Annotated in this window: 22 protein-coding genes and 1 other RNA gene; 12 read left to right on the forward strand and 11 right to left on the reverse strand. The window is 63.8% G+C overall.

What is annotated here, in order from left to right:
* Window positions 1-40: 40 nt before the first annotated feature.
* Together GRI48_RS05590 and GRI48_RS05595 are read right to left on the reverse strand one after the other, a co-directional pair.
* Window positions 41-478, reverse strand: a complete 438-nt coding sequence (locus GRI48_RS05590; RefSeq protein WP_160672593.1) for a VOC family protein — start codon at window positions 476-478, stop codon at window positions 41-43.
* A gap of 107 nt (window positions 479-585) precedes the next feature.
* Complete coding sequence (locus tag GRI48_RS05595) at window positions 586-1,365, reverse strand: TorF family putative porin (RefSeq protein WP_160672596.1); 780 nt, start codon at window positions 1,363-1,365, stop codon at window positions 586-588.
* A 275-nt stretch (window positions 1,366-1,640) separates the two neighbouring features.
* On the opposite strand from GRI48_RS05595, the gene GRI48_RS05600 reads away from it, so the two are divergent.
* The 4 genes from GRI48_RS05600 to GRI48_RS05615 all read left to right on the forward strand — a co-directional run bounded on the left by GRI48_RS05600 (window position 1,641) and on the right by GRI48_RS05615 (window position 7,988).
* Entirely contained in the window at window positions 1,641-2,450 is an 810-nt protein-coding gene (locus GRI48_RS05600; protein ID WP_337190774.1) for a metallophosphoesterase, read from the forward strand.
* The gene (locus GRI48_RS05605) at window positions 2,447-3,769 is read left to right on the forward strand and encodes a UDP-glucose dehydrogenase family protein (RefSeq protein WP_160672599.1); all 1,323 of its coding nucleotides are present in this window, start codon (window positions 2,447-2,449) and stop codon (window positions 3,767-3,769) included. The genes GRI48_RS05600 and GRI48_RS05605 overlap by 4 nt, the downstream gene beginning before the upstream one ends.
* Window positions 3,770-4,002: 233 nt before the next feature.
* The gene (locus GRI48_RS05610; RefSeq protein ID WP_160672602.1) at window positions 4,003-7,431 is read left to right on the forward strand and encodes an autotransporter domain-containing protein; all 3,429 of its coding nucleotides are present in this window, start codon (window positions 4,003-4,005) and stop codon (window positions 7,429-7,431) included.
* A gap of 134 nt (window positions 7,432-7,565) precedes the next feature.
* Window positions 7,566-7,988 (forward strand): hypothetical protein, encoded by a 423-nt coding sequence (locus GRI48_RS05615; protein ID WP_160672605.1) that lies wholly within the window; start codon window positions 7,566-7,568, stop codon window positions 7,986-7,988.
* Window positions 7,989-8,006: 18 nt separating this feature from the next.
* Here GRI48_RS05615 and rnpB read toward each other — a convergent pair.
* From rnpB to GRI48_RS05640, 5 genes are all read right to left on the reverse strand, one after another.
* Window positions 8,007-8,418, reverse strand: an RNA gene (gene rnpB / locus GRI48_RS05620) — RNase P RNA component class A.
* Window positions 8,419-8,501: 83 nt separating this feature from the next.
* Complete coding sequence (locus tag GRI48_RS05625) at window positions 8,502-9,323, reverse strand: hypothetical protein (protein WP_160672609.1); 822 nt, start codon at window positions 9,321-9,323, stop codon at window positions 8,502-8,504.
* A gap of 135 nt (window positions 9,324-9,458) precedes the next feature.
* Entirely contained in the window at window positions 9,459-10,163 is a 705-nt protein-coding gene (locus tag GRI48_RS05630; protein ID WP_160672612.1) for an N-acetylmuramoyl-L-alanine amidase, read from the reverse strand.
* 6 nt (window positions 10,164-10,169) lie between these two features.
* Window positions 10,170-10,835: a histidine phosphotransferase family protein gene (locus GRI48_RS05635; protein ID WP_160672615.1), complete on the reverse strand. Its 666-nt coding sequence runs from the start codon at window positions 10,833-10,835 to the stop codon at window positions 10,170-10,172.
* 12 nt (window positions 10,836-10,847) lie between these two features.
* A complete protein-coding gene (locus GRI48_RS05640; RefSeq protein ID WP_160672618.1) occupies window positions 10,848-11,243 on the reverse strand; it encodes a M67 family metallopeptidase in 396 nt (131 codons plus the stop codon).
* 16 nt (window positions 11,244-11,259) lie between these two features.
* Between GRI48_RS05640 and GRI48_RS05645 the strand changes: the two genes are divergently transcribed.
* The 5 genes from GRI48_RS05645 to GRI48_RS05665 all read left to right on the forward strand — a co-directional run bounded on the left by GRI48_RS05645 (window position 11,260) and on the right by GRI48_RS05665 (window position 15,633).
* A complete protein-coding gene (locus tag GRI48_RS05645; protein ID WP_160672621.1) occupies window positions 11,260-12,204 on the forward strand; it encodes an RluA family pseudouridine synthase in 945 nt (314 codons plus the stop codon).
* Between the two features lie 141 nt (window positions 12,205-12,345).
* On the forward strand, window positions 12,346-13,239 hold the full coding sequence (rpoH, locus tag GRI48_RS05650) for an RNA polymerase sigma factor RpoH (protein WP_160672624.1): 894 nt from the start codon (window positions 12,346-12,348) through the stop codon (window positions 13,237-13,239).
* Window positions 13,240-13,287: 48 nt separating this feature from the next.
* Complete coding sequence (gene mtgA / locus GRI48_RS05655; RefSeq protein ID WP_160672627.1) at window positions 13,288-13,956, forward strand: monofunctional biosynthetic peptidoglycan transglycosylase; 669 nt, start codon at window positions 13,288-13,290, stop codon at window positions 13,954-13,956.
* A 4-nt stretch (window positions 13,957-13,960) separates the two neighbouring features.
* Window positions 13,961-14,893 (forward strand): cation diffusion facilitator family transporter, encoded by a 933-nt coding sequence (locus GRI48_RS05660; RefSeq protein WP_160672630.1) that lies wholly within the window; start codon window positions 13,961-13,963, stop codon window positions 14,891-14,893.
* A gap of 200 nt (window positions 14,894-15,093) precedes the next feature.
* Window positions 15,094-15,633, forward strand: coding sequence for a hypothetical protein (locus GRI48_RS05665; RefSeq protein ID WP_160672633.1), 540 nt, complete (start codon window positions 15,094-15,096; stop codon window positions 15,631-15,633).
* Window positions 15,634-15,751: 118 nt separating this feature from the next.
* Here the strand turns inward: GRI48_RS05665 and GRI48_RS05670 are convergent, their stop codons facing one another.
* From GRI48_RS05670 to GRI48_RS05680, 3 genes are all read right to left on the reverse strand, one after another.
* Window positions 15,752-16,150: a nuclear transport factor 2 family protein gene (locus GRI48_RS05670; RefSeq protein WP_202389271.1), complete on the reverse strand. Its 399-nt coding sequence runs from the start codon at window positions 16,148-16,150 to the stop codon at window positions 15,752-15,754.
* Window positions 16,147-17,412, reverse strand: coding sequence for an ATP-dependent Clp protease ATP-binding subunit ClpX (clpX, locus tag GRI48_RS05675; RefSeq protein WP_160672636.1), 1,266 nt, complete (start codon window positions 17,410-17,412; stop codon window positions 16,147-16,149). The genes GRI48_RS05670 and clpX overlap by 4 nt, the downstream gene beginning before the upstream one ends.
* A 196-nt stretch (window positions 17,413-17,608) precedes the next feature.
* Window positions 17,609-18,313, reverse strand: coding sequence for an ATP-dependent Clp protease proteolytic subunit (locus GRI48_RS05680; protein WP_160672639.1), 705 nt, complete (start codon window positions 18,311-18,313; stop codon window positions 17,609-17,611).
* Window positions 18,314-18,448: 135 nt separating this feature from the next.
* On the opposite strand from GRI48_RS05680, the gene GRI48_RS05685 reads away from it, so the two are divergent.
* From GRI48_RS05685 to GRI48_RS05695, 3 genes are all read left to right on the forward strand, one after another.
* Window positions 18,449-19,072: an ATP-dependent Clp protease proteolytic subunit gene (locus GRI48_RS05685; RefSeq protein ID WP_160672642.1), complete on the forward strand. Its 624-nt coding sequence runs from the start codon at window positions 18,449-18,451 to the stop codon at window positions 19,070-19,072.
* Window positions 19,073-19,146: 74 nt separating this feature from the next.
* On the forward strand, window positions 19,147-20,727 hold the full coding sequence (locus GRI48_RS05690) for an amidase (protein WP_160672645.1): 1,581 nt from the start codon (window positions 19,147-19,149) through the stop codon (window positions 20,725-20,727).
* 9 nt (window positions 20,728-20,736) lie between these two features.
* On the forward strand, window positions 20,737-22,086 hold the full coding sequence (locus tag GRI48_RS05695) for a cation:proton antiporter (protein WP_160672648.1): 1,350 nt from the start codon (window positions 20,737-20,739) through the stop codon (window positions 22,084-22,086).
* Between the two features lie 3 nt (window positions 22,087-22,089).
* Here GRI48_RS05695 and tig read toward each other — a convergent pair whose 3' ends face one another.
* Window positions 22,090-23,667, reverse strand: a complete 1,578-nt coding sequence (tig, locus tag GRI48_RS05700) for a trigger factor (protein WP_160672651.1) — start codon at window positions 23,665-23,667, stop codon at window positions 22,090-22,092.
* Between the last annotated feature and the right edge of the window lie 21 nt (window positions 23,668-23,688).

Below are 23,688 nucleotides of genomic sequence, written 5' to 3' on the forward strand. Positions count from 1 at the left end.
CGAAAAATCGGCCTCGCCGGCGGCGGGGCGACGATCGGGCTTACCAGCTGCCGGTATTTTCCATGCTGGCCCAGGGTTCCTGCGGCTCGAGATGGCCGTCCTGGAGCAGTTCGACGGAGATGCCGTCCGGCGACTTGACGAAGGCCATGTGCCCGTCGCGCGGCGGGCGATGGATGGTGTGACCGGCATCGGCAAGGCGTTGGCAGGTCTCGTAGATGTTCTCGACCCGGTAGGCGAGATGCCCGAAATTGCGTCCGCCGTCGTAGACTTCGGCGGCGCTGCCGTCTTCGGGCGGCCAGTTATAGGTCAATTCGACCTCGGCAACCCCTTCCTGCCCCGGTGCCGCAAGGAAGATGAGCGTGAAGCGGCCCTGTTCGACATCGAAACGCCGCACTTCCTCGAGCCCGATCAGCTTGAAGAAATCGACTGTCGCATCCGGGTCGGACACGCGGATCATGGAGTGGAGATACTTGGTCATGCGCCCTGCCTAGCGCAGGCACGGGGCGGTGACGACACCAAAAAAAGGAGGCCGGCCGTTCGACGACCGACCCCCCGTTCCCCCCAATTTCTCCCGTTTGGAACGGATCAGAAGCTGAAGGCGAGAGTCGCTACGACCGTGTCGTCGGTAAAGCCGTCGATCGACGGTCCATCGACACCGATGTAGGAAACGCCGATTTCCAGCCCGCCGAGTATCGTGGCGCTCGCGCCGATCGAATAGTCGAAACCGGTATCGTCGAGCGTGCCCGCAAGCAGCGGCGGTGCCAGGACGCCGTCGGTGTAGCCGAGGTGCGCGCTCAGCGAGATGGGCGTGTTCGGGATGCTCGCGCCCAGATCGGTATAGACGTAGAGGTTGTCTTCATCGCCGAGCGATGCCTGATCCCATGCGTAGGCGACGCCGAAGGTCGCTTCTGCCGGGCCGAGAGTCGTGGTGATCGACGCGTAGGGTTCCCAGTAGTTGACGTTGTAGTCATCGACGATCAGGCCGGTGCCGTCGTCACCGCCGTCGGTCGGATACATGTAATAAAGCAGGCCGACATCGAGCGCGACGCCCTCGGCGACATCGCCGCTCCAGCCGCCGTAGATGTCGAGCTCCATCTCGCCATAGGCGCTGCCGCCCTCGATCGAGCTCGCCCAGGTGCCGACATAGAAGCCGCTCGAATGCGTGACGTCGATGCCACCCTGGATCGCGGGATCGCCGGCCGACAGGGACACGCCGCGGAAGCGGTAATCGGTGACCAGGGCAACATTGCCCGAAACCTCGATGTCGCTGGGCGGATCGGTGTCCTGCGCCATGGCGGGCGCGGCAACGGCGAAAGTGGAGAAAGCAATAGTCGCAGCAGTGATGCCGCGGATGGACGTGAGCATGACAAACTTCCTTATTTGTTGTCGCTTCGTCCCACCTGCGTTTTGCCGGGCGCCTCTTTTTTTGGCGGACGTCCCTGGCAAAGACGCAACAAATGTGAACCACTTTGCTGCAATGCACAAGGTTTGTTGCGCAAAGTTTTCATTTGCCCCGCCGAGTGTTGAATTTTCGCATCACAGTGGTTGGATCGCGACAGGTTCACGATCGGGCAATGCATTGCCCGGCAGGGGGTATGCGACTATGCGCGCGGCACAAGCCTAGCGCCCGATCGTTTGCGATGACCATGTTCCAACCGCTCAAGAAACTGTTCCAGGCGAAATCCGCCCGCAAGTTGCCGTCGACTCCCGATGGCACGCGTTATTACGTCGTCGGCGACATTCACGGCTGCGATGCGCAATTTGCAGCGCTCGTCCATGCCATCGAGGCCGACGATGCCGCCGCGCCCTCCGCCGACACGGTCATCGTCCTCCTCGGCGACCTCATCGATCGCGGCCCGGACAGTGCCGGCGTGATCGCGCGGGCCCGGGCGTTGCAGGCCCGGCGCAAGGTTCTGATCCTGGCCGGCAATCACGAGGAAATGTTCCTCGATTCCTTCGAGGATCCCGAAGTGCTCAAGCATTTCGTCAAATATGGCGGGCGCGAGACGATCCTGAGCTACGGCCTGCCGCGCGATGAATACAATTCGCTGAGCATCGAGGACCTGTTCGAGCGCTTGCACGAGATCGTCCCGCAGGCCGACCGCGATTTCATTGCCGGCTTCGAGGAAAAGGTGGTCGCGGGCGATTACGCGTTCGTCCATGCAGGCGTCGATCCTTCGCGCTCGATCGACGACCAGTCGCGCCGCGACATGCTGTGGATCCGCCAGCGATTCCTGCGTTACGAAGGTCCTTATTCGCACGTGATCGTGCACGGCCACACGATTTTCGACCGGATCGAGGATTGCGGGATGCGGATCGGCATCGATACAGGCGCGTACGAAAGTGGTCGCCTGACCGCTCTGGTGCTCGACGGTCAGACACGGCGCACGATTGCGGCCGTCGAAACCCACGGCGAAATCACGATAGAGAAAGAGGACCTCGTTTCATGAAGATCGCAATGGTGGGATCGGGATATGTCGGCCTGGTCTCCGGCGCCTGCTTTGCAGACTTCGGTCACGACGTCGTGTGCATCGACAAGGATGCCGCCAAGATCGACCGGCTGAACGATGGCGTCATGCCGATCTACGAGCCGGGCCTCGCCGAACTGGTCGCTGCCAATGTCGAGGCAGGTCGCCTGACGTTCTCCACCGACCTTGCCGAGGCCATCCGCGGCGCCTCGGCAATCTTCATCGCAGTCGGCACGCCGAGCCGTCGCGGCGATGGCCATGCGGACCTCTCCTTCGTCCATGCCGTCGCGCGCGAAATCGGCGCATCGCTCGCCAATGACGCGGTGATCGTCACCAAGTCGACTGTACCTGTCGGCACCGGCGACGAGGTCGAACGGATTCTTGCCGACAGCGGCGTTACCAGCGAGCGCGGACACCGCTTTTCCGTCGTGTCCAATCCCGAGTTCCTGCGCGAAGGCGCGGCGATCGGCGATTTCAAACGGCCTGACCGGATCGTCGTCGGCGCGGAGGACGATTTCGGCCGCGAGATCATGCAGACGGTCTATCGCCCGCTGTTTCTCAACCAGTCGCCCCTTCTTTTCGTCTCGCGCCGCTCGGCCGAACTGATCAAATACGCCGCCAACGCTTTTCTCGCGACGAAGATCACTTTCATCAACGAGATGGCGGACCTGTGCGAAAAGGTCGGAGCCGACGTGCAGGACGTCAGCCGCGGGATCGGCATGGACAACCGCATCGGTCCCAAATTCCTCCATGCCGGGCCCGGCTATGGCGGATCGTGCTTCCCCAAGGACACGCTCGCGCTGTTGAAGACCGCCGAGGACTACGACAGCCCGGTCCGGATCGTCGAATCGGTCGTCAAGGTGAACGAGAGCCGCAAGCGTGCGATGGGCCGCAAGGTCATCGATGCGCTGGGCGGCATGGAGGCGGCGCGCGGCAAGAAGGCCGCGCTGCTCGGCCTGACCTTCAAGCCCAATACCGACGACATGCGCGATTCGCCCGCCATCGCGATTGCGCAGGCGCTGGCGGACGCAGGCGTGGAAGTGGCCGCTTACGATCCGGAAGGGATGGAGCTCGCAGCACCGCTGATGCCCCACGTCACCATGTGCGAGAGTGCCTACGGCGCGATCGAAGGTGCCGACGCGATCGTGATCGTGACCGAGTGGGACGCCTTTCGTGCGCTCGACCTGGTACGCGTGAAGGATCTCGCGAAGTCGCCGGTGCTGGTCGACCTGCGTAACGTCTATGTCCCCGAAGACGCACGCGCGGCCGGGTTCGAATACGTCAGCGTCGGCAGGGCCTGACGAGGGTCCCGGGCCGCCGGGTCCCCGAGATTAGTCATACTTTCGAGTTAGCTGGCCCGATTATTGCACAGGCCAGCGCTTGACGCGCCCGCAGTGATTCGGAATGAAGGTGGCAGGGGGATTCGCCTGGAGGGGCGGATCGTGTCGGGACGCAACCATCCTCGCGCACATACCTGCTTCAAGCCACACTCTCGCGTGCTCGAGGGAGCGCGCGATCATTTTCGGGGACTGAAATGATCAAGCAGAAATATTTTCGAACCGCCGCTTTCGGCGCGCTCGCGGCAGCACTCGCCGCAACGCCTGCCTTCGCCAACGAGGATGAGAGCGAACAGGAAGTCTCGCTCGAGGCGCGGGGAACCTTCGCCGGCTTCACCGGAAGTTTCGACGTGGCGACCGACGCCATGCAGCAGATCGAACCGGCGCTCGATCTCGCGACTTTGCGTGCCGAAGCCGGTATCGTCAGCATCCAGGGCAACGGTCCGCGGATCGAGCCGCGGCTTATTTCGCGCGACGACATTAATCCAAACGGGGCCGGATTCGTCGATGTCGGCGACACCCAACCGTCAGTGGTTCAGCTGTTCAGCCAACGTAATTCGGATGGCGGGGTCTTCCTCAATTGCACCGGCACGCTGATCAATCCTCGCACGGTCATCACGGCTGCCCACTGCGTCAACAGCCTGAGTTCCGAAGATTACGGCTTGCGGGAAACGGGTGCGGCCCGCACGATGCTGATCGGCACCGGGTTCTACACAGCGGGCCGCGTATTCGAGTATATCGACTTCGGCTCCAATTATGCCGAAGGCGGCGTTGCATCGAGCACCGATGTCATCATTCACTCGACCGCTAACGAAGATGAAGTCGGCCTACCCTTCCCCTGGGCGGACGTGGCGCTGATCGCGCTCGACACGCCGATCACCGACATTCCGACCATGGATCTGCTCCTGAGCCCGCTGACCGAGCTGGCTCATGTGGTACAGGTCGGGTACGGAACTTTCGGAGACGCATTTGGCGGGGGCACAACGGGAAGTTCGCTCCTGCGCCGCGTCGGCGAGAACATGCTCGGTGCCGTCGCCAATTTCCAGGACATCACTGACGTCGTCTATGCAAACTCCGCACCCAATGCAGATCTTTCGCAGGTCTATTACTTCACCGATTTCGACTGGCCCGATCGCGACCTGATCACCCGTCCTGGCGATACGGAGCCCGGTGGCTACGGCTGCGTTTTCAACGGCAACGGTGCCGAGTGCCAGTATGTCGGAGACATTCTCGCTACCGACTGGTTCGATGGCGACGCACTGCCCAATGAGGCTGCGACCGCTCCAGGCGACAGCGGATCCCCGCTGATCGTCGACCAGTTGTACGATCGCCAGGTCGCCGTTGCCGTGCTGAGCGGCGGGATCACTTACCCCGGCACCGATCTGAGCGGCATCGGACTGACCAACACCTATGGCGACATCAGCTTCTATAATCCGCTTTATCCGTTCTTCGAGTTCATCTCGGAAAACACTGCCTACAAGTATGTCTCCGCGGCAGCGGGTGACGGCCTGTGGTCCGACCCGACTCGCTGGACCCAGGATCTCGATCCAGGCTTCTTCATCGACGATGGCACGGGGACGCTGGTCAACGGCCTGCCGCAGGGTTCGGAGCCCGGCATCTACGCGAGCGGCCCGAAGCTCGGCACCGTGCTTGGCGTGGACATCTCAGGCAATCCCGAGGGCAGCCTGATCCTGCCGCCGGACGGCGTCTTCTTCGGGATCGGCTCGCTGACGCCCGAAAGCTCGGTCCTGCTCGGGCCCGGTTCGACCGGCTTCGTGCCTAACAACACCGATGGAACGCCCGGTGTATCCTTCGCCAATCCGGCGCAGTACTTCGAGGTTCATCTCAATCGCCCCGGCACCACCACGGTCGACATGGATGTCGAAATCGACAAGCTGGTCGTCGATAATCGCGACGGCGGCATTCGCATCGAAGCGCCGTACTCCTTCACCAGCGTGATCGATGTCGAACATTGGGACGGCATCTCCATGATCGATGGCACGCTCAACACGCCGGGCGTCTATCTTGCCGGAGGCCTGATCGGCGGAAGCGGAACGATCAATTCGAACGCCTTCTTCAACATCGCCGGAGCGGTGTCGCCCGGCGCTATCCAGAACATCCGCACGCTGACCATCAACGGCGATTACGTGCAGACATCCGGCGGCGCACTGCTGGTGGACGTCAAGCCCAAGGGCAAGGGCAACCCGTCCGACCTGTTGCAGGTCAACGGGTTCGCCAGCATCGCGGGTCTGCTCGGCGTATCGAGCCTCGGCAATGCCAAGTTCGATTACGGCACGCGTTACACCGTGCTTGAAGCGAATGGCATCGACGGGCAGTTCGACGCGGTTCAATCCTTCGTCAATTCGCCGGTGATCTACTTCGAGCAGATCGTGAATGCCGACAGCGTGCAGGTCGAGGTGAAAGCCCACTCGATCGCCCGCCTGGTCGGGGCGAACAGCTCGCTCGCTTCGCTCGGCACCACGCTCGACACGCTGCGCACGAGCGGCCGCTACGCAAATTATCGCGGCCTGTTCCAGGCCGTCGACAATGCCGGTTTCGACCAGTTCGGCGCGACGCTGAGCGGGCTGACCCCGGTGAGCGGCTTTGCCCAGAGTGCCACGGCGACCAATTTCGCCATGCGCTTTGCCGGCCAGCTCTCCCAGCGCACTCTCGCGCTGCGGGGCGACGGCCGTGCGGCAGCCGGGTTTTCCAGCTACGGATCGGCCAGCTTCGCGCAGGCCGGCACGGCGCCGGGTGAAGCCAGCAAGCTCGGCTACTTCGGTTCCGTCAGCGGCTCGTTCCTGACGCAGGGCCGCGAGCGCAACACCGGAACGAAGGCTTTCGAGGAGGCGACCTTCTCGCAGGCCGGCGAACTGACGCTCGGCGCCGATTACAAGCTGAGCGATAGCGTGAGCTTCGGCATGGCGGTGAGCAGCGTCCGGGATGGTGCAGCCACCACTGCGGCACTGCAGGCCCGGCCCAACCAGAGCACCTCCGTCGCCGGTTACGGTTCGGCCAGCTTCGGCGCCGGCTTCGCCGATGCCTACGTCGGCTTTGCGGACCAGCGCTTCGGCCTCTCGCGCGAGGCACAGGGCGATCTTACCGAGGAGTTCGCCAGCGCGATGGGTCTTGCCGACGGCAAGCAGTCGATGGCGGGCATCCGCGCGGGCTACGCCTTCAAGCCGGCTCGCGGCGCAATGATCGGACCGGTCGTTTCGCTCGATTACGTGCGTTCGCAGCTCGGCGGCTACCGCGAATACGGTGCAGGCACGTTCGGCCTGGACGTACATGACCGCACCTTTACCTCGCTCGGGGCGAAGGTCGGCGCGATGGGCGCGCTCGACATGAAGCTCGGCCAGAAGAGCAAGCTCACGGCCTTCGGTTCGCTCGCTTATGCGCGCGAACTGGGTGACAGCCAGGACTTGGTCACCGCCTCCTTCGTGGGCGCGGACGACCTGCCGTTCAGCATCGCCCGCCAGCTCGATACGGACTGGGTCGCGGTCAACGCAGGGGCCAGCCTCGAAATCTCGGATGATTTCAGCACGCAGCTGAGTCTGACTTCCGATTTCGGCCGCGGCGAGCTGAGTTCGCGCCAGGCGAACGTGTCGCTGAACTGGTCGTTCTGATCGAGCCACGCCTCGGTCGAGCAGAAATGGGGTCGCGTCGCAGGACGCGGCCCCTTTTTCTTGCCGCGCTTTGGCGGTACAGGGCCGCGACCGAGCCGGCCCGACTTCCGGGCCAGGGCGCAAGGAAGACAGTGATGGCAATCGACGGCGACGAATCCGAAGGACTCGACAACCCGGTCGCGAAATGGACCGTGATCGCGACGATGGCCGCGCTCGTCCTGACGCTGGTCGTGTCGACCGCGCTGGCCTTTTCGGTATCGCTCGACAGTTTCACGCGGGTCGATCCGGGCAGCGACCGGATCCACATCCGCGGAGTCGAAACCAAGTTCGTCGGCTTCGCGACCGGTGAATACGCGGGCCGACCGGTCCTGATCGAAGGTCTGCCCGGGACCGACCAGCTCGAGGAACTGCCCATTGCCTGGCGCGCGCTGTGCATGGTGCGCGACGACCCGGCGACCGACTGGAGCAAGGCCAACCCGATGATGAAGGTCCACCTGCACTCGGACGAGATGAACGAGGCGTGCCGCCCGTTCGAAGGTCTCGAAGTCACCGAGTGACGGTCTGACAAAAGTGCGAGTGCCAGGGGGCCTGTAAGCCGGGTTCTGTCCCGCGGCCGATATGCTCGCACATCAGCGCCGCGGGGGCAGCCATTCATCTAGGCCGTGGATCGCTCCACGGCTCCAGCAGCCAACCCGGGCGGTCGATACGAAACGTATCTGCCAGCAAGCTGGCGCGCCGCCCCTATTCGGCCTTGCTCCGGGTGGGGTTTGCCATGCGGGAGCTGTTGCCAGCCCCCCGGTGCGCTCTTGCCGCACCCTTTCACCCTTGCCTGTGCGCTTTAGGCGCCATCGGCGGTATACTCTCTGTGGCACTTTCCCTCGGCTTCGGCCCGAAGACCTCGCCGGGCGGGCGTTACCCGCCACCCTTGTTTCGTGGAGCCCGGACTTTCCTCGCGTGCAAAGCACCCGCGGCTGCCCGGCCCCCTGGCGAGGCGCGGTATATCGGACGACCGGAATTATGGGAAGCGGGACAATGCCCGCCGACGGCGCGAGTTGCCCTTCTCCCATCATTCAGGACGGAACCCCGATGAGAGCGCCACCGGTATTCATCCACCAGTCCGAACTCCACAACATGCTCACGACGAGGGCAGTCGGGACCATCACGATGGCGTAGATCCAGTAGGCAGCATGGATGCTGTGCCTGCGATACAGATCCCAGGCAAACATCGGAGCGATCGCGACCAGCGGCCACAATTCGACAGTCAGCGGGGATTCCGGAAGCGTGTGCCAGAGGAATGGCATCCGGTCGAAAGCCGCAGGCATCGGGACGATGGTAGCCAGGATGATCAGCCGCTTGTGCAGCTCGGAATCCCGCTTCCTCATCGCCAGCGCGAGGCCGGCCAGCACCAGGAAGCAGAGCCCCGCCCTCAACTGGATGAGGGCGATGTTCGTCATGAACTGCATGAAGCCAGCGGTCTGCGCCTGGACCTCTGCCGAGGCCGATGCCGAGAAGGCGGTGAATGCCTGGATGTTCGCCGGCACCAGGAATACGCCCGCCACCACGAGTGCAGGCGCGAGGAACATGCCGATCACGCCCAGCTGCATGTGCATCGACTTGCGCCCGGTCGCCATAAGCGATGTCTGCGCAAGCAGGAGAAGCATCCATGTGCCCATGAGAACCGCATGGACGTGCATTGCCATCGGGAATGGTGGCCGTTGCCCTGCGGAGACCGCTGCAACCTTCTGCATGGAATCGGGAACGAAGCCCACGAGCACTATGGCGATGAGCAACACCGCCATGAACACGTAGATCCACCGGTCGATGAAGGCGGTCAACGATCCGGCATCATCGTCCGCACCGGTCGGTATCGTTTGTTGGGCATGGGTCGCCATTCGCTTTTCTCCCCCCGAGAAACGCGACCCCTGCACGCGAGAATACAGCGAATACGGGGAAAAGGCCAGCAAGCGCGGACAAGGTCAGGACGCACACGCCCGCTCCGCCCGGACGCGGGGGCCCGCAGGGAGTTGCTAGCGGGTCATCCCGCGGTCGCGATCGAGCAGCAACTGGTACAGGATCGCGCGGATCTGGCCGTCGATCTGGCCATCGATCTTTTCCGGCCGCCAGCGCCGCTGGAAGGCCTCCACTGCCTTGAACCCGTCGGTGATGTCGTAGCCGAAGCGTTCCAGCGCGAGGTAGAAGGCCGCGTCGTTGTCGAACGGATCGCCAAGTTCCAGCTTGTCAGGGCGCGGCAGGCACAGCCCGTATTCCGCCAGCCGGTCCCACGGGAACAGCTCGCCCGGATCGATCTTGCGAGCGGGCGCGACATCGGAATGGCCGACCACGTTGGCCCGCGGAATGTCGTAGTGCTTCACGATCCGCGCCACGAGCGGGACCAGCGCCTCGAACTGCGCATCGGCAAAGCCGCGATAGCCGCCGTCGTGGCCGGGGTGATCGAGCTCGATGCCGATGCTCGCGGAATTCACGTCCTTGTGACCGCGCCAGTAGCTGAGCCCCGCGTGCCAGGCGCGCTTTTCCTCGGGCACCAGCCGCACGACCTCGCCTTCCTCGGTGATGCAGTAATGGGCGGAAACCTTGGCTTGCGGATCGCACATCTTGTCGATGGCGGTCTCGACCGGCTTCATCTCGGTATAATGCAGCACGACCATCTGGATCGGCAGCGCGCGCTCGTCCCAGTTGGGGGAGAGCTGTTCGCGATGGACCAGTTCGTCCATGCCGCGCTAGCCGATCAGGCCTTCGGGCGCGGGCAATACCGCGCCGAGCACCAGCGAATCCGGGGTAAGCCGATACTGCAGCCCGCCGCCCGAATCTTCTGCAAGCAGCGCGATCATGTGGGCTGCCGCCGTCCTGCTGGACAATTCGCCCGGAGCAAGCGTCCCGTCGAGCGCCTTGCCGATCGTCTCGTCGAAAGCGATCTTTGGGCCGACCGCGCGCACCACGATCTCCGTATTGCCGTGGTCTCCGTCGGTCCGCATCTCCGCCCCGATATCGAGCGTACCGCCGCGGATCAGCGCGTCCATCGCGATCTGGGCGAAGTTCAGCAGCACCTTAACGGCGGGCTTGGGCAGCCGTGCATCGGACAACGCCCAATTCACTTCCAGCCGCTTGTTCGCCGCAGCAAGCGCATCGATCAGCGCCTTGGGCTCGTGGCTGTCGACCATGTCGCCGAAACCGCCGGCCGCACCGAAGGCGAGGCGGAAGAACTTGAGCTTGTCGGCACTGGTCCGCGCGCTCTGCTCGAGAAGTTCCATCACATTCTCGCGCATGGCCGGATCCCGCTCGTCGGCCAGCAGCTCGAGCCCGTTGTTGAGCGCCCCGACAGGCGAGAGCATGTCGTGGCACAGGCGCGAGCAGAGAAGGGCGGCGAGATCGGTAGAAGATGTCATATGCATGGGGCCTTAGCGTTCCCGGATTCGATAGGGAAGCGGCGCGAAGCCGTCATCCCCGTCGCGCCAGAGCGAAACCTTTCCGCGAGCGATGATCGCCCAGATGCTGCCGTCGTGCGCCGCGCTGGCGCGATCGGTCGCGGAAGGCTCGGCAAGGCCGTTGGGGTGGGAATGATAATAGCCGACGACCTGCGGGCCGCCGCTCCGTGCAGTTCGGTGATTGTCGACCAGCGCCTGCGGATCGATCTCGAAATGCGTCTCGGGCAGAGAATGGACGTTGCGGGCACTCACCAGCCCGTCGATCGCCTCCGTCCCGCCGAGCAGGATCCCGCAGCATTCGCGCGGGTGGGCCTGATCTGCTTCGAGCAGCAGAGCGTCACGAACTTCGCTTGAGAGTTCCACGGTCATCGCGCATGGCCCTAGCATGTCCGATGGCGAAATCATCACCGGCACGATTGCGACCGCGGGGCGGCTGGACAAGGCGCTGGCGCAATCGACGGCCCTCTCGCGCGAGCGCATCAAGACCCTCATTGCCGACGGCGTGGTGATCGTCGCCGGCCAGACTGCCGCCAGCGCCTCTGCAAAGGTGGCGGCCGGATCCGATTTTCGCATCGCCCTGCCCCCGCCCGAGCCGCTCGACACCGAACCGCAGGACATCCCGCTCGACATCGTTTTCGAAGACGAGCACCTGCTTGTGGTCGACAAGCCGGCAGGCATGGTCGTCCACCCGGCAGCGGGCAATCGGGACGGCACGCTGGTCAACGCGCTCCTCCATCATTGCCGCGGGCAGCTGTCCGGCATCAACGGGGTCGAACGCCCCGGCATCGTCCACCGGATCGACAAGGATACCTCCGGCCTGCTGGTGGTCGCGAAGAGCGATGCCGCGCACGAGGGGCTGGCCAAGCAGTTCGCCGATCATTCGATCCATCGCCGCTATCTCGCGGTCTGCGCGGGCCACCCCAACCCGCAGGAAGGCACGATCAGGACGCGCCTCGGCCGGTCGGATGCCGACCGCAAGAAGATGACCGTGCTGCCCGACGATTCAAAGCGCGGAAAGCACGCGGTCACGCATTACAAGTTGCTGAAAAGACTCGCGCATTGCGCGCTGATCGAATGCCGCCTTGAAACCGGCCGCACCCACCAGGTCCGCGTTCACTGCGCGTCAATAGGTCATCCGCTAATAGGGGATCCTGTCTATGGACGCACTCCAGCGCCGATTCGCCCCCTCCTCAAGGAGCTGGGCTTTGCCCGGCAGGCCCTCCACGCCGCCGAGCTCGGTTTCATCCATCCGGTCAACGGCGAAAGGCTCGAATTTCGGGCCGAACTGCCTTCCGATATGCAGGAACTGATCGACGAATCCGCTCGTTGAAATCGATGAATAGCGCTCCAAAAACGCGCCAAAACGCCTATATTGAAAAGTGTGGCCCGAACGCCCGGATGCCCGACAGGGGTCCGCGCAAACGAGGTCGACGCATGAAAGGTCAGAGTAATAGTGAGCAATAACAACAGAATGTCGGTCCCCGCCCTGGGCGGCGAAGCGAGTCTCAATCGCTACATGTCCGAAATCAAGAAATTCCCGATTCTCACCGCCGAACAGGAATACATGCTCGCCAAGCGGTACGAGGAGCACGAGGATCCCGAAGCTGCCGCGCAGCTCGTGACCTCGCACCTGCGGCTCGTGGCGAAGATCGCCATGGGGTACCGCGGCTATGGCCTGCCGGTGTCCGACCTGATTTCCGAAGGGAACGTCGGCCTGATGCAGGGCGTGAAGAAGTTCGACGCCGATCGCGGCTTCCGCCTCGCGACCTACGCGATGTGGTGGATCAAGGCGAGCATCCAGGAATACATCCTGCGCTCGTGGAGCCTGGTGAAGATGGGCACCACGGCCGCCCAGAAGAAGCTGTTCTTCAACCTGCGCCGGATGAAGAAGAACCTCGACGCCTACGAGGACAGCGACCTGCATCCCGACGACGTGACCAAGATCGCGACCGATCTCGGCGTGCCCGAGCAGGAAGTGATCAACATGAACCGCCGGATGATGATGGGCGGCGACGGCTCGCTGAACGTTCCGATGCGGAACGGCGAAGACGGTTCGGGCGAATGGCAGGACTGGCTGAAGGACGACAATCCGCTGCAGGACGAGCTTGTCGCCGATGCAGAAGAGGCCGAGGTGCGCCACGACATGCTGCTCGAAGCGATGGACAGTCTCAACGAGCGCGAGAAGCACATCCTCACCGAACGACGCCTGACGGAAAACCCGCAGACGCTGGAAGAGCTGAGCCAGGTCTACGACGTCAGCCGCGAGCGTATCCGCCAGATCGAGGTTCGCGCCTTCGAGAAGCTGCAGAAGGCGATGCACCGCATCGCGACCGAGCGCCTGCTGCCCAGCCCCGCGCTGGCGTAAGCCTTTCGAACCCTTGCAAGCACGGACGAACCGGCTAACCACCGGGCGATGACGCGTGTCTTATCCTGGATCGTCAAGGCCATCCTGTTGTTCGTCGCCGCCAGTCTGGTAGTGGCGGTGTTGTACCGCTTCGTCCCCGTCCCGGTGACCGCGACGATGGTGATGGACGGCAACGGCATCACCAAGGACTGGGAACCGCTGTCGGACATCGACCGCAACCTCGTGCGCGCGGTGATCGCGGCAGAAGACGGCAAATTCTGCAGCCACGACGGCTTTGACCGAGAGGCGATCGAGAACGCGATGAAGCGCAATGCGCAAGGCGGGCGAATCCGCGGTGGATCGACCATCAGCCAGCAGACCGCGAAGAACGTCTTCCTGTGGCAGGGCGGCGGCTATTTTCGCAAAGGTCTGGAAGCGTGGTTCACCTTCCTGATCGAGCGGATCTGGGGCAAGCGCCGGATCATGGAAGTCTATCTCAACGTCGCGGAAACCGGGATCGGCACCTATGGCGCGGAGGCAGGCTCGCAGCGCTATTTCGGGCATTCCGCTGCCAGCCTTACTCCGCTGGAGGCTGCGCGCATGGCGGCGGCCCTGCCGCTTCCCAAGGAACGCTCGGTAAAGAACCCGCGCGGCTGGCTTGCGCGCCACGGAAACACGATTTCCGCCCGGATCGGCGTCGTGCGGCGTGACGGGCTGGATTCCTGCGTCTACGAGTAGCTCGATGGGCGCAGGGCATTCTCACGATCACGGGAAGTCGGGCGGGGGCGGGCACGGACATGCGGGCCACAGCCACGCACCGACTGACTTCGGCATGGCTTTTGCCATCGGCATCGTCCTCAATACCGTGTTCGTCGTGGTCGAAGCGACTTACGGATGGCTGTCGGGCTCGATGGCGCTCATCGCCGATGCCGGGCACAATCTTTCCGACGTCCTGAGCCTGCTCCTCGCCTGGGGCGCTAGCGTGCTTGCAAAGCGCGCGCCGACAGAGCGCTTCACCTACGGGTTCAAGAACTCGACCATCCTCGCCGCGCTAGCCAACGCGATGCTGCTGCTGGTGGCGATCGGGATGATCCTGCTCGAGACGATCGAGCGGTTTTCCGACCCGCAACCGATCGAGGCGGGCACGGTGATGCTGGTCGCCGGGATAGGCATCGTCATCAACACCGCGACGGCCCTGCTCTTCTTGCGCGGACGCAAGCATGACATCAACATTCGCGGCGCGTTCCTGCACATGGCGGCCGACGCGCTGGTGTCGGTCGGCGTTGTGATCGCGGGCGCGCTGATCCTTTACACCGGCGCACTGTGGATCGATCCGGTCACCAGCCTCGTGATCGTGGCGGTGATCGCCTGGGGGACCTGGGGCCTGCTCAAGGACAGCGTCAAGATGAGCCTGCTCGCCGTGCCCGACGGCGTGAGCGAGGCGGACGTGCGCGCCTATCTGACCGGCCTCGACGGCGTCGATGCCGTGCACGACCTTCATATCTGGCCGATGTCGACCACCGAGACGGCGCTGACCGCGCATCTCGTGATGCCGCGCGGCCACCCGGGAGACGCTTTCCTGCGCGAGATCGCCGTGGAACTCGAACACCACCACGCGATCGGCCACGCGACCGTGCAGATCGAACAGGACCGGGAATGCGCGGGCGGGTGCTGACATTGCGCGATTCCGGCCCGGGCTGACTTCCCTTACTTGCCGGAAAGCCCGCTGGTGAAGCGGCTGGGCGGCAACGAGTTCTCGAGACGAGATACCGCCAGGACGCCGTTCATCGCATTGCATATTGTGGATCGCACATCGTGCGATATGTCCTGTCCAGTCGGCGTAAGTGTCGGCGAAACGATTGAGGACCACCGAGCATGAAGAGAACACTATTTGCCCTCGGGCTTGCCACTCTTGCCGTAAGTGCCGTCCCGGCTTCTCTTTCCGCCGAAACCGTGCGCGGCCTTGGCGATCTGATCGGCGCGCGCGGCTCGTCAGCCGAAGCGGAACTGCAATCCAAGGGCTACACCATGGCAGGAAACATGGGTGCAGCCTCGCTGTGGTGGAATGCACGAACGAAGACCTGCGCGTCGGTTCTCGTCGAGAACGGCCGGGTCGATTCGATCGAGCCGGCATCGGCCAAGGATTGCGGTCACGAAGCGATCCGGGGCAACGCGGGCTACGTCAATCACGGCGTGGCTTCCGAACGGGTTGCGGTCGCCCAGATGCCGAGGTTCTGCGCGGGAGCAGCTGCGCAGAAGTTCGGCGAGTCGCCGCGGAGCATCAGCACCCAGATGCCGATCCCTGACCACGGGATGTATTCGGTATTCGGGCAGTATCCGCCCAATGGCGCCGGGACGGTTTTCGTCTGCACCTTCACGCACGACGGCACGCTCGTCAGCGTCGACAAGGAATAGCCGAGCGATGGTGGGGACTGCAAAAAGTCCCCACCCACTCGTTTGCCCGCTAGGCCGCGCTGGCGGGAGCGAGGTGGAACGCATGGAACCCGATCCCAACTGGGCGGGCGGGTGCTAGCTAGGCACCATCGGGGTCGGCTCGATAGAGAGCTTCAGCGCAAATCGCCTTGGCATCTTCCCCAAATTGGATCCGCTCCACCACCAGTCTGGCGCGCCCTACACTGCGATAGCAAATGGCGATCGCATTCACTCCGACATGGACCCCGATCAATTCGAAATGGAGAGGCGGTCGGGCGGCAAGGCCCACGGCCCAATATGGTCGGACAGCCGCCTTGCCACGCAGACAGCCATCGGACGAGAATCCCCTTTCGGCAATGAGGGGCGAACGCATCTCGAAATCATCGTCGTAGTGCGACAAGATGCGCTCCAGATCACCCGAATTCCAAGCTGCGATCCACTCGCGGGCAAACGCCTCGGCTTCTTCCGCAGATAAACTTGGGCGAGGAGTCGAAATCAGGCCGCTGCTTCCTCGTCCTTCTGTCCGCCGTGAACCCGCACGGGGTCCTTGCGGCCTTCGACGACGTCCTTGTCGATCACGATCTCGGTCACGCCATCCATATCGGGCAGGTCGAACATCGTGTCGAGCAGGATGCCTTCGACGATCGAACGCAGGCCACGCGCGCCGGTCTTGCGGGCGATGGCCTTCTCGGCGATCGTTTCGAGCGCGTCCGGCGTGAAGGTCAGTTCGACGTCTTCCAGCTCGAACAGCTTGGCGTACTGCTTGATCAGCGCGTTCTTGGGCTCCGACAGGATCTTGACCAGCGCCTCGATATCGAGATCACGCAGCGTCGCAATCACCGGCAGACGCCCGACGAATTCGGGGATCAGGCCGAACTTGAGCAGGTCTTCCGGCTCGCACTTTTCGAGCAATTCGCCGATGCGGCGCTTGTCCGGGTCGGCAACATGCGCGCCGAAGCCTATCGAACGCTTCTGCAGCCGGTCGGCGATGACCTTTTCCAGGCCCGCGAACGCACCGCCGCAGATGAACAGTATGTTGGTCGTATCGACCTGGAGGAATTCCTGCTGCGGGTGCTTGCGGCCGCCCTGCGGCGGGACGGAAGCCGTGGTCCCTTCCATCAGCTTGAGCAGCGCCTGCTGCACGCCCTCGCCCGACACGTCGCGCGTGATCGAAGGATTTTCCGCCTTGCGGGTAATCTTGTCGATCTCGTCGATGTAGACGATGCCGTGCTGCGCCTTTTCAACGTTGTAGTCGGAAGCCTGCAGCAGCTTGAGAATGATGTTCTCGACGTCCTCGCCCACGTAACCGGCTTCGGTAAGAGTGGTCGCATCGGCCATGGTGAAGGGCACGTCGAAAGTGCGCGCGAGCGTCTGCGCGAGCAGCGTCTTGCCGCAGCCGGTCGGGCCGACGAGCAGGATGTTCGACTTGGCGAGTTCGACGTCGCCTGCCTTGCCGCCATGCTTGAGGCGCTTGTAGTGGTTGTGCACCGCGACCGAGAGCACGCGCTTGGCGCGGTCCTGGCCGATCACGTAGTCGTTGAGCGTGGTGAAGATGTCCATCGGGGTGGGCACTTCGCCTTCCTTGCGCCCGGCAAGGCCCGCCTTGGTTTCTTCGCGAATGATGTCGTTGCACAGCTCCACGCATTCGTCGCAGATGAACACGGTCGGGCCGGCGATGAGCTTCCTCACCTCGTGCTGCGATTTGCCGCAGAAGCTGCAGTACAGCGTGCTCTTGCTATCGGTTCCGCTCAATTCCGTCATTTCCCGTTCTTTCGGACCCTTGAAAACGTGGGACAATCCATTGGGATTCGCCCGACTCTAGAGCCGGAGGTCCGATAATCAATACATAGTGGTAGCATGGAGGTCTTGCAGCTAGCTGAAGCAGCAGGGTTGCCGGAATGCTACACACGGATAGGCCGCCGTCCCGCAAAGGGGCATGGACGGCATGGCGCGGCCCTTATTCAGGAGCGCCGCCCGAGCCTTCCGCGCTCTCTTCTTCCTCGTTTTCGGGTCGGGTTTCGAAGACCTTGTCGACGATGCCGAACTTCATCGCTTCTTCCGCTTCGAGGAAGGTGTCGCGGTCCATCGCCTTCTCGATGTCGGAAAGGCTCTGGCCGGTATACTTGACGTAGAGATCGTTCATCCGCTCGCGGATACGCAGGATCTCGCGGGCCTGGATCTCGATGTCGGAGGCCATCCCGCGCGCGCCGCCCGAAGGCTGGTGGACCATGATCCGCGCATTGGGCAACGCGATCCGCATGCCGGGTTCGCCCGCGGCGAGCAGGAAGCTGCCCATCGATGCGGCCTGGCCCATGCAGACGGTCGACACCCGCGGCTTGATGTACTGCATGGTGTCGTGGATCGCCATGCCGGCCGTCACCACCCCGCCCGGCGAGTTGATGTACATGCTGATCGGCTTCGACGGATTCTCGCTTTCGAGGAACAGCAGCTGTGCGGTGATGAGCGATGCCATGCCGTCTTCCACCTGTCCGGTGACGAAGACGATGCGTTCGCGCAGCAGGCGGCTGAAGATGTCGAAGCTGCGTTCGCCCCGGCTCGTCTGCTCGACCACCACGGGGACGAGTGCGCCCGTTACCGGGTCGCGGGTGAATTGTCCTTGGGTGCCGTAGGTTTCGCCGGAAGTGCCGAGCAGATCGATCATGAAAGTCCTCTGGAAGATGTTTGCGGCTATATCTGTGCTCGAGGCGCAGGGTTCAAGGCTTGAATTGCGCCGCATCGTTGCGACTTGGTGAACCTAGCGATATCGCACACACCAGATCAACACGAGGTATCTTCCATGTCGTCAGTCCAGTTTTCCGCCGGTTTCCCCGTTCGCGCCGACGAGGACGACACCGAAACCGAAGGCAACGGCATTCGCGCCGCGATGATGGCGAAGTTCCTCGAAGCACGTACGGTCATGCTGTTCGGCGGCGTCGACCAGAAGCTGGCCGAACGCGTCTCGATGCAGCTGCTCTACCTCGATCACCTGTCAAACGAGCCGATCAAGCTGATGATCAATTCGCCCGGCGGCCACGTCGAATCGGGCGACACCATTCACGATCTCATCGGATACATCAGCTCGCCGGTCGCGGTCATCGGGACCGGCTGGGTCGCCAGCATCGCGACGCATATTTTCCTGTCCGTCCCGCCCGAACAGCGCTTCTGTCTGCCCAACACCCGCTTCCTGATCCACCAGCCCTCGGGCGGTGCGGGCGGCAAGGCTTCCGACATCGCGATCCAGGCGCAGGAAATCGTCAAGATGCGCGAACGGATCGCGCGCAAGATCGCGGAAGCGACTGGCCAGACATACGAGAAGGTTCTCAAGGACATCGACCGCGACTTCTGGATGGGTACGCAGGAAGCCAAGGATTACGGCATCCTCGGCACGGTCGTGAAGCATTCGAGCGAAGTGAAGGTCTGAGCCTCGGCATTGCCGGTCGGCTCAGGTCGACCGGAACCGCTTGCATCGCGCGGCGGCTGCGGCAACATGCCGCGATGAACCATCGCATTGCCGCGCTTTCGCGCATCGCCCTGTTCTCGATCGCCTGCACGCTGGCAGCCTGCGCCCAGGGCCAGACCGCGCCAACCCGTCCCGCAGTCGTCATCGCGCCGGAACGGGTCGACCTGCCTGCCGGGGTCGACCCGATCGGCCCGCAAAGTGGCATGTACGAAGGCTATGCGGTCGGCCAGGTCGTGCGGATCGTGCGATACGACGACGGGCCCGACGGCCTCAACGCCGTTATCGCGCTCGCGCCCGACATCACGGAGCAGGTCCGCCGGACGCGCGGACTGCCGCTCGCCGGCCGCACGGTGCTGGTGAAGGACAATGTCGAGACGCGCGAATTGCCGACCACGGCGGGCAGCCTGGCGCTCGAAGGCAACATGACCGGGCGCGATGCGCCGCTGATCGCGCGCCTCAGGGCTGCGGGCGGCGTGGTCATGGGCAAGACCAACCTGTCCGAATGGGCCAACATTCGCGACGGCAATTCGACCAGCGGCTGGAGCGCGGTGGGTGGGCTCACCCGCAATCCCCATGCGATCGACCGCAACACCTGCGGATCGTCTTCCGGCAGCGGCGCGGCGGTGGCCGCGGGATTTGCCTGGGCCGCGATCGGCACGGAAACCGACGGATCGATCACCTGCCCGGCATCGGTCAACGGCATAGTCGGCTTCAAGCCGAGCATCGGCATCGTGAGCCGGACCCATGTGGTGCCGATCAGCCATTCGCAGGATACCGCCGGCCCGATGACGCAGACGGTGCGCGATGCGGCAATGCTGCTCGGCGCGATTGCCGGTCCCGATCCGCTCGACCGGGCAACGCTGGACGCGCCGAAGGCCACGATCGATTATGCCGCCGCGCTCGACGGTGCGACCCTCCAGGGCAAGCGCATCGGCGTGCTGACGAATGCCATCGGCAACGACAGGCGGGTGAAGGCCGTCTTCGACCAGGCCGTCGCGGACATGGAAGCCGCCGGTGCGGTGATCGTACCCATCGATTTCGAACCGCAGGGCGAGATGTACAGCGCCGAGCTGACCGTCCTGCTCTACGAATTGCGCACCGACATGGATGCCTATCTGCAAGGCCTGCCGGGCAAGAATCTGCCGCGCTCGCTCGCCGACCTGGTCGCGTTCAACAAGGCGAATGCCGATAAGGAAATGCGCTGGTTCGGCCAGTCGCTGTTCGAGCAGGCCCTCGGCACGACGGACGAGGACGCCTACAGGCAGGCACGCGCGCTGTCGGAACGCCTGGCCGGCAAGGAAGGCATCGACAAGCTGCTGGCGGAGAATGATGTCGTTGCGCTCATCGCGCCGACCGTTGGCCCTGCATGGACCAGCGATCTCGTCAATGGCGACCATTACAACGGCTCGATCGGAGCCGGATCGCTGGCGGCCATCGCGGGCTATCCGCACCTCACCGTGCCGATGGGCGCGGTCGAGGGATTGCCGGTCGGGCTCAGCTTCATGGGCACGAAGTGGCAGGATGCAGAGATCCTGCGGCTGGGTGCAGCCTACGAAAAAGCGCGCACGGCCGCCCTTCCCACGCCGCGCTTCCGGCGGTGGTCCGGAAACGACTGACACGAGGCGATGGAACCGCGCATCCTCCTGTTCGTGCTCTTCGGCCTCGGGCTGGTCCTTGCCGTCACGCTGGAACGCAAGCTGGCGAAATACTGGCTGTCCCTGCCGATCGTTTACGTCGCGGCGGGCTACCTGGTTTTTTCGCTGCCTCTAGGCTTGCCGCATTTCAATCCGACCGTCGACGGCTTCGATGCCCTGACGCTCGAATACGTGACCGAGTTCATCGTGATCGCGAGCCTGATGGCGGCGGGTATAGCTATCGACCGACCGGTTAGCTGGAAGAACTGGGGACAGATCTGGCCGCTCCTGGTGATCGCCATGCCGCTGACGATCACGGCAGTGGCGCTGCTGGGTTGGTGGGCGTTGGGACTGGCCCCGGCGAGCGCGATCCTGCTCGGCGCGGCATTGGCCCCGACCGATCCGGTGCTGGCGCGAAGCGTGCAGGTGGGGCCACCGGGCGACAATGAGCGACACGATGTACGCTTCAGCCTGACGGTAGAGGCGGGCCTCAACGACGGGCTGGCCTTCCCCTTCACCTACCTCGCGATCGCGGCGGCCGGCATGGCCTCGCTAGGCATGTGGACTCTCGAATGGGCCGCGCTGGACCTGGTCTGGCGGATAGCGGCGGGCGTCCTCGTCGGCTGGCTCGTGGGCCGGGCCGGCGCCTGGTACGTTTTCGAGAGGGGCGCGGACGAGGAAATGAATGACGTCGACAGCGAGGCGCCGCGCTATTCGACGAGCGAGGGCCTCGTCGTGCTCGGCACGCTGCTGCTCGCCTACGGGCTGGCCGAAATTGTCGAGGGCTACGGCTTTCTGGCGGTGTTCGTCGGCGCGGTTACCGCGCGCCAGCGCGAGAATGCCAGCCGCTATCACAAGATCAGCCACCATTTCATCGACCAGATCGAACAGATCGTGCTGGTCGCGGTGCTGTTCGCCTTCGGAGCCATGCTGGCGAGCGGCGTGCTCGATTCGCTTACCTGGCCCGCGGCGCTGATCGGGATCGCGCTGGTTTTCGTCATCCGGCCGATCAGCGGGCTGCTGGCCGAGGCCAACTGCGGCCTGCCGATCGTCGGCAAGCTGGCGGTCGCTTTCCTCGGCGTGCGCGGAATGGGCTCGATTTATTACCTCGCCTATGGCCAGAACCATGGTGAGTTCGCGGAACTGGGAACGCTATGGGCGACGGCCAGCTTCGCGATCCTGCTGTCGATCGTGGTCCACGGCATCTTCGCCGGGCCGCTGATCGCATTTGCCGAGCGTCGCGGCGCGCATATCCACGCCGGGGCGGACAAGGACATGCCGAGGCTGTCCCCGCCGGAGCGGCCACGCGTCGCAGTCGATCGCGCAGCCGCACCGGAATAGGGCTTACTTCTTGGCGGCGGCCTTCTTGGCCGGAGCCTTCTTGGCGGCCGGCTTGGCATCGTCCTTCTTGGCCGCTGCCTTCTTGGCCGGGGCCTTCTTCTCGGCCTTGGCGTCGTCCTTCTTCGCCGCTGCCTTCTTGGCCGGAGCCTTCTTCTCAGCCTTCGCGTCAGCCTTCTTGTCGTCTGCCTTGTCGGCTGCGGCCTTCTTCTTGGCCGGGGCCTTCTTCTTGGCAGCGGGCTTCGCTTCCTCGGTCTCGTCGGCCTCGATCGCGGCTTCCAGTTCCTCGCGGGTCACTTCGCGCTCGGTCACTTCGGCCTGGTCGAACAGGAAGTCGACGACCTTGTCTTCGTAAAGCGGTGCGCGCAGCTGGGCTGCAGCCATCGGCTCGGACTGGACGTACTGGATGAAGCGTTCGCGATCTTCCGGACGATACTGCTGGGCCGCCTGCTGGATCAGCATCGACATTTCCTGGTTCGAGACCTGAACGCCGTTTTCCTGGCCGATTTCGGACAGCAGCAGGCCAAGACGCACGCGGCGCTCGGCGATGCGGCGGTAATCGTCCTTCTCCGCCTCGATTTCCTTGAGTGCGGCCTCCGGATCGTCTTCGCGAGCGGCTTCCTGCTGCAGCTGCGCCCAGATCTGGTCGAATTCCGCATCGACCATGCTCTCGGGCACGGGGAAGTCGTGGCCGGCCGCGAGCGTGTCGAGCAGCTGGCGCTTCATCTGCGTGCGGGTCAGGCCGTTGGTTTCCTGCTCCAGCTGGCCGCGCATCAGGCCCTTGAGCTGCTCGAGATCCTGAAGACCCATATTCTTCGCGAGCTCGTCGTCGATGACCATCTCGGTCTCGGTCTTGACGGCCTTGACCACGATGTCGAAGGTCGCTTCCTGGCCCTTGAGATCTGCGGCCGGGTAATCTGCCGGGAACGTGACGGTGATGGTCTTCTCATCGCCTGCCTTCACGCCGGTCAGCTGCTCCTCGAAGCCGGGGATGAACTGGCCCGAACCGAGCACCAGCGGGGCATCTTCGGCCTTGCCGCCGTCGAACTCGACGCCGTCGAGCTTGCCGGTGAAGTCGATGATCACCTGGTCGCCTTCGGCGGCCTTCTTCGACTTGGGGGCGTCCTTGTAGCTCTTCTGGCCTTCGGCGAGCCGCGCGACGGCTTCGTCGACCTGCTCGTCGCTGACCGGAACGGTCAGGCGTTCGAGTTTGAGGCCGTCGAGGGTCGGGGTCTCTACCTTGGGCAGCACTTCCATGTCGACCGTCAGGACCGCGTCCTTGCCGTCCTCATAGCCTTCGCCGAGGTCGATCTTGGGCTGCATCGCCGGGCGCAGTTCCTTCGAAGTCATCAGTTCGTCGACCGATTCGCGGATCGTGTCGTTGACTGCCTGCGCGTGGATCTGCTCGCCGTGCATCTTCTTGACGAGGTTGGCCGGAACCTTGCCGGGCCGGAAGCCGGGCATTTTCACCTGCGGGGCGATCTTCTTGATCTCGCTGTCGACCCGCGCCGCGATCTCGTCGGCGGTGATCGTCAACTGATAGCCGCGCTTGAGACCTTCGTTGGTGGTTTCCTTGATCTGCATGGTGAAACGTCGTGCCTTTTT

It is taken from the genome of Qipengyuania oceanensis, assembly GCF_009827535.1.
Taxonomy (GTDB): domain Bacteria; phylum Pseudomonadota; class Alphaproteobacteria; order Sphingomonadales; family Sphingomonadaceae; genus Qipengyuania_C; species Qipengyuania_C oceanensis.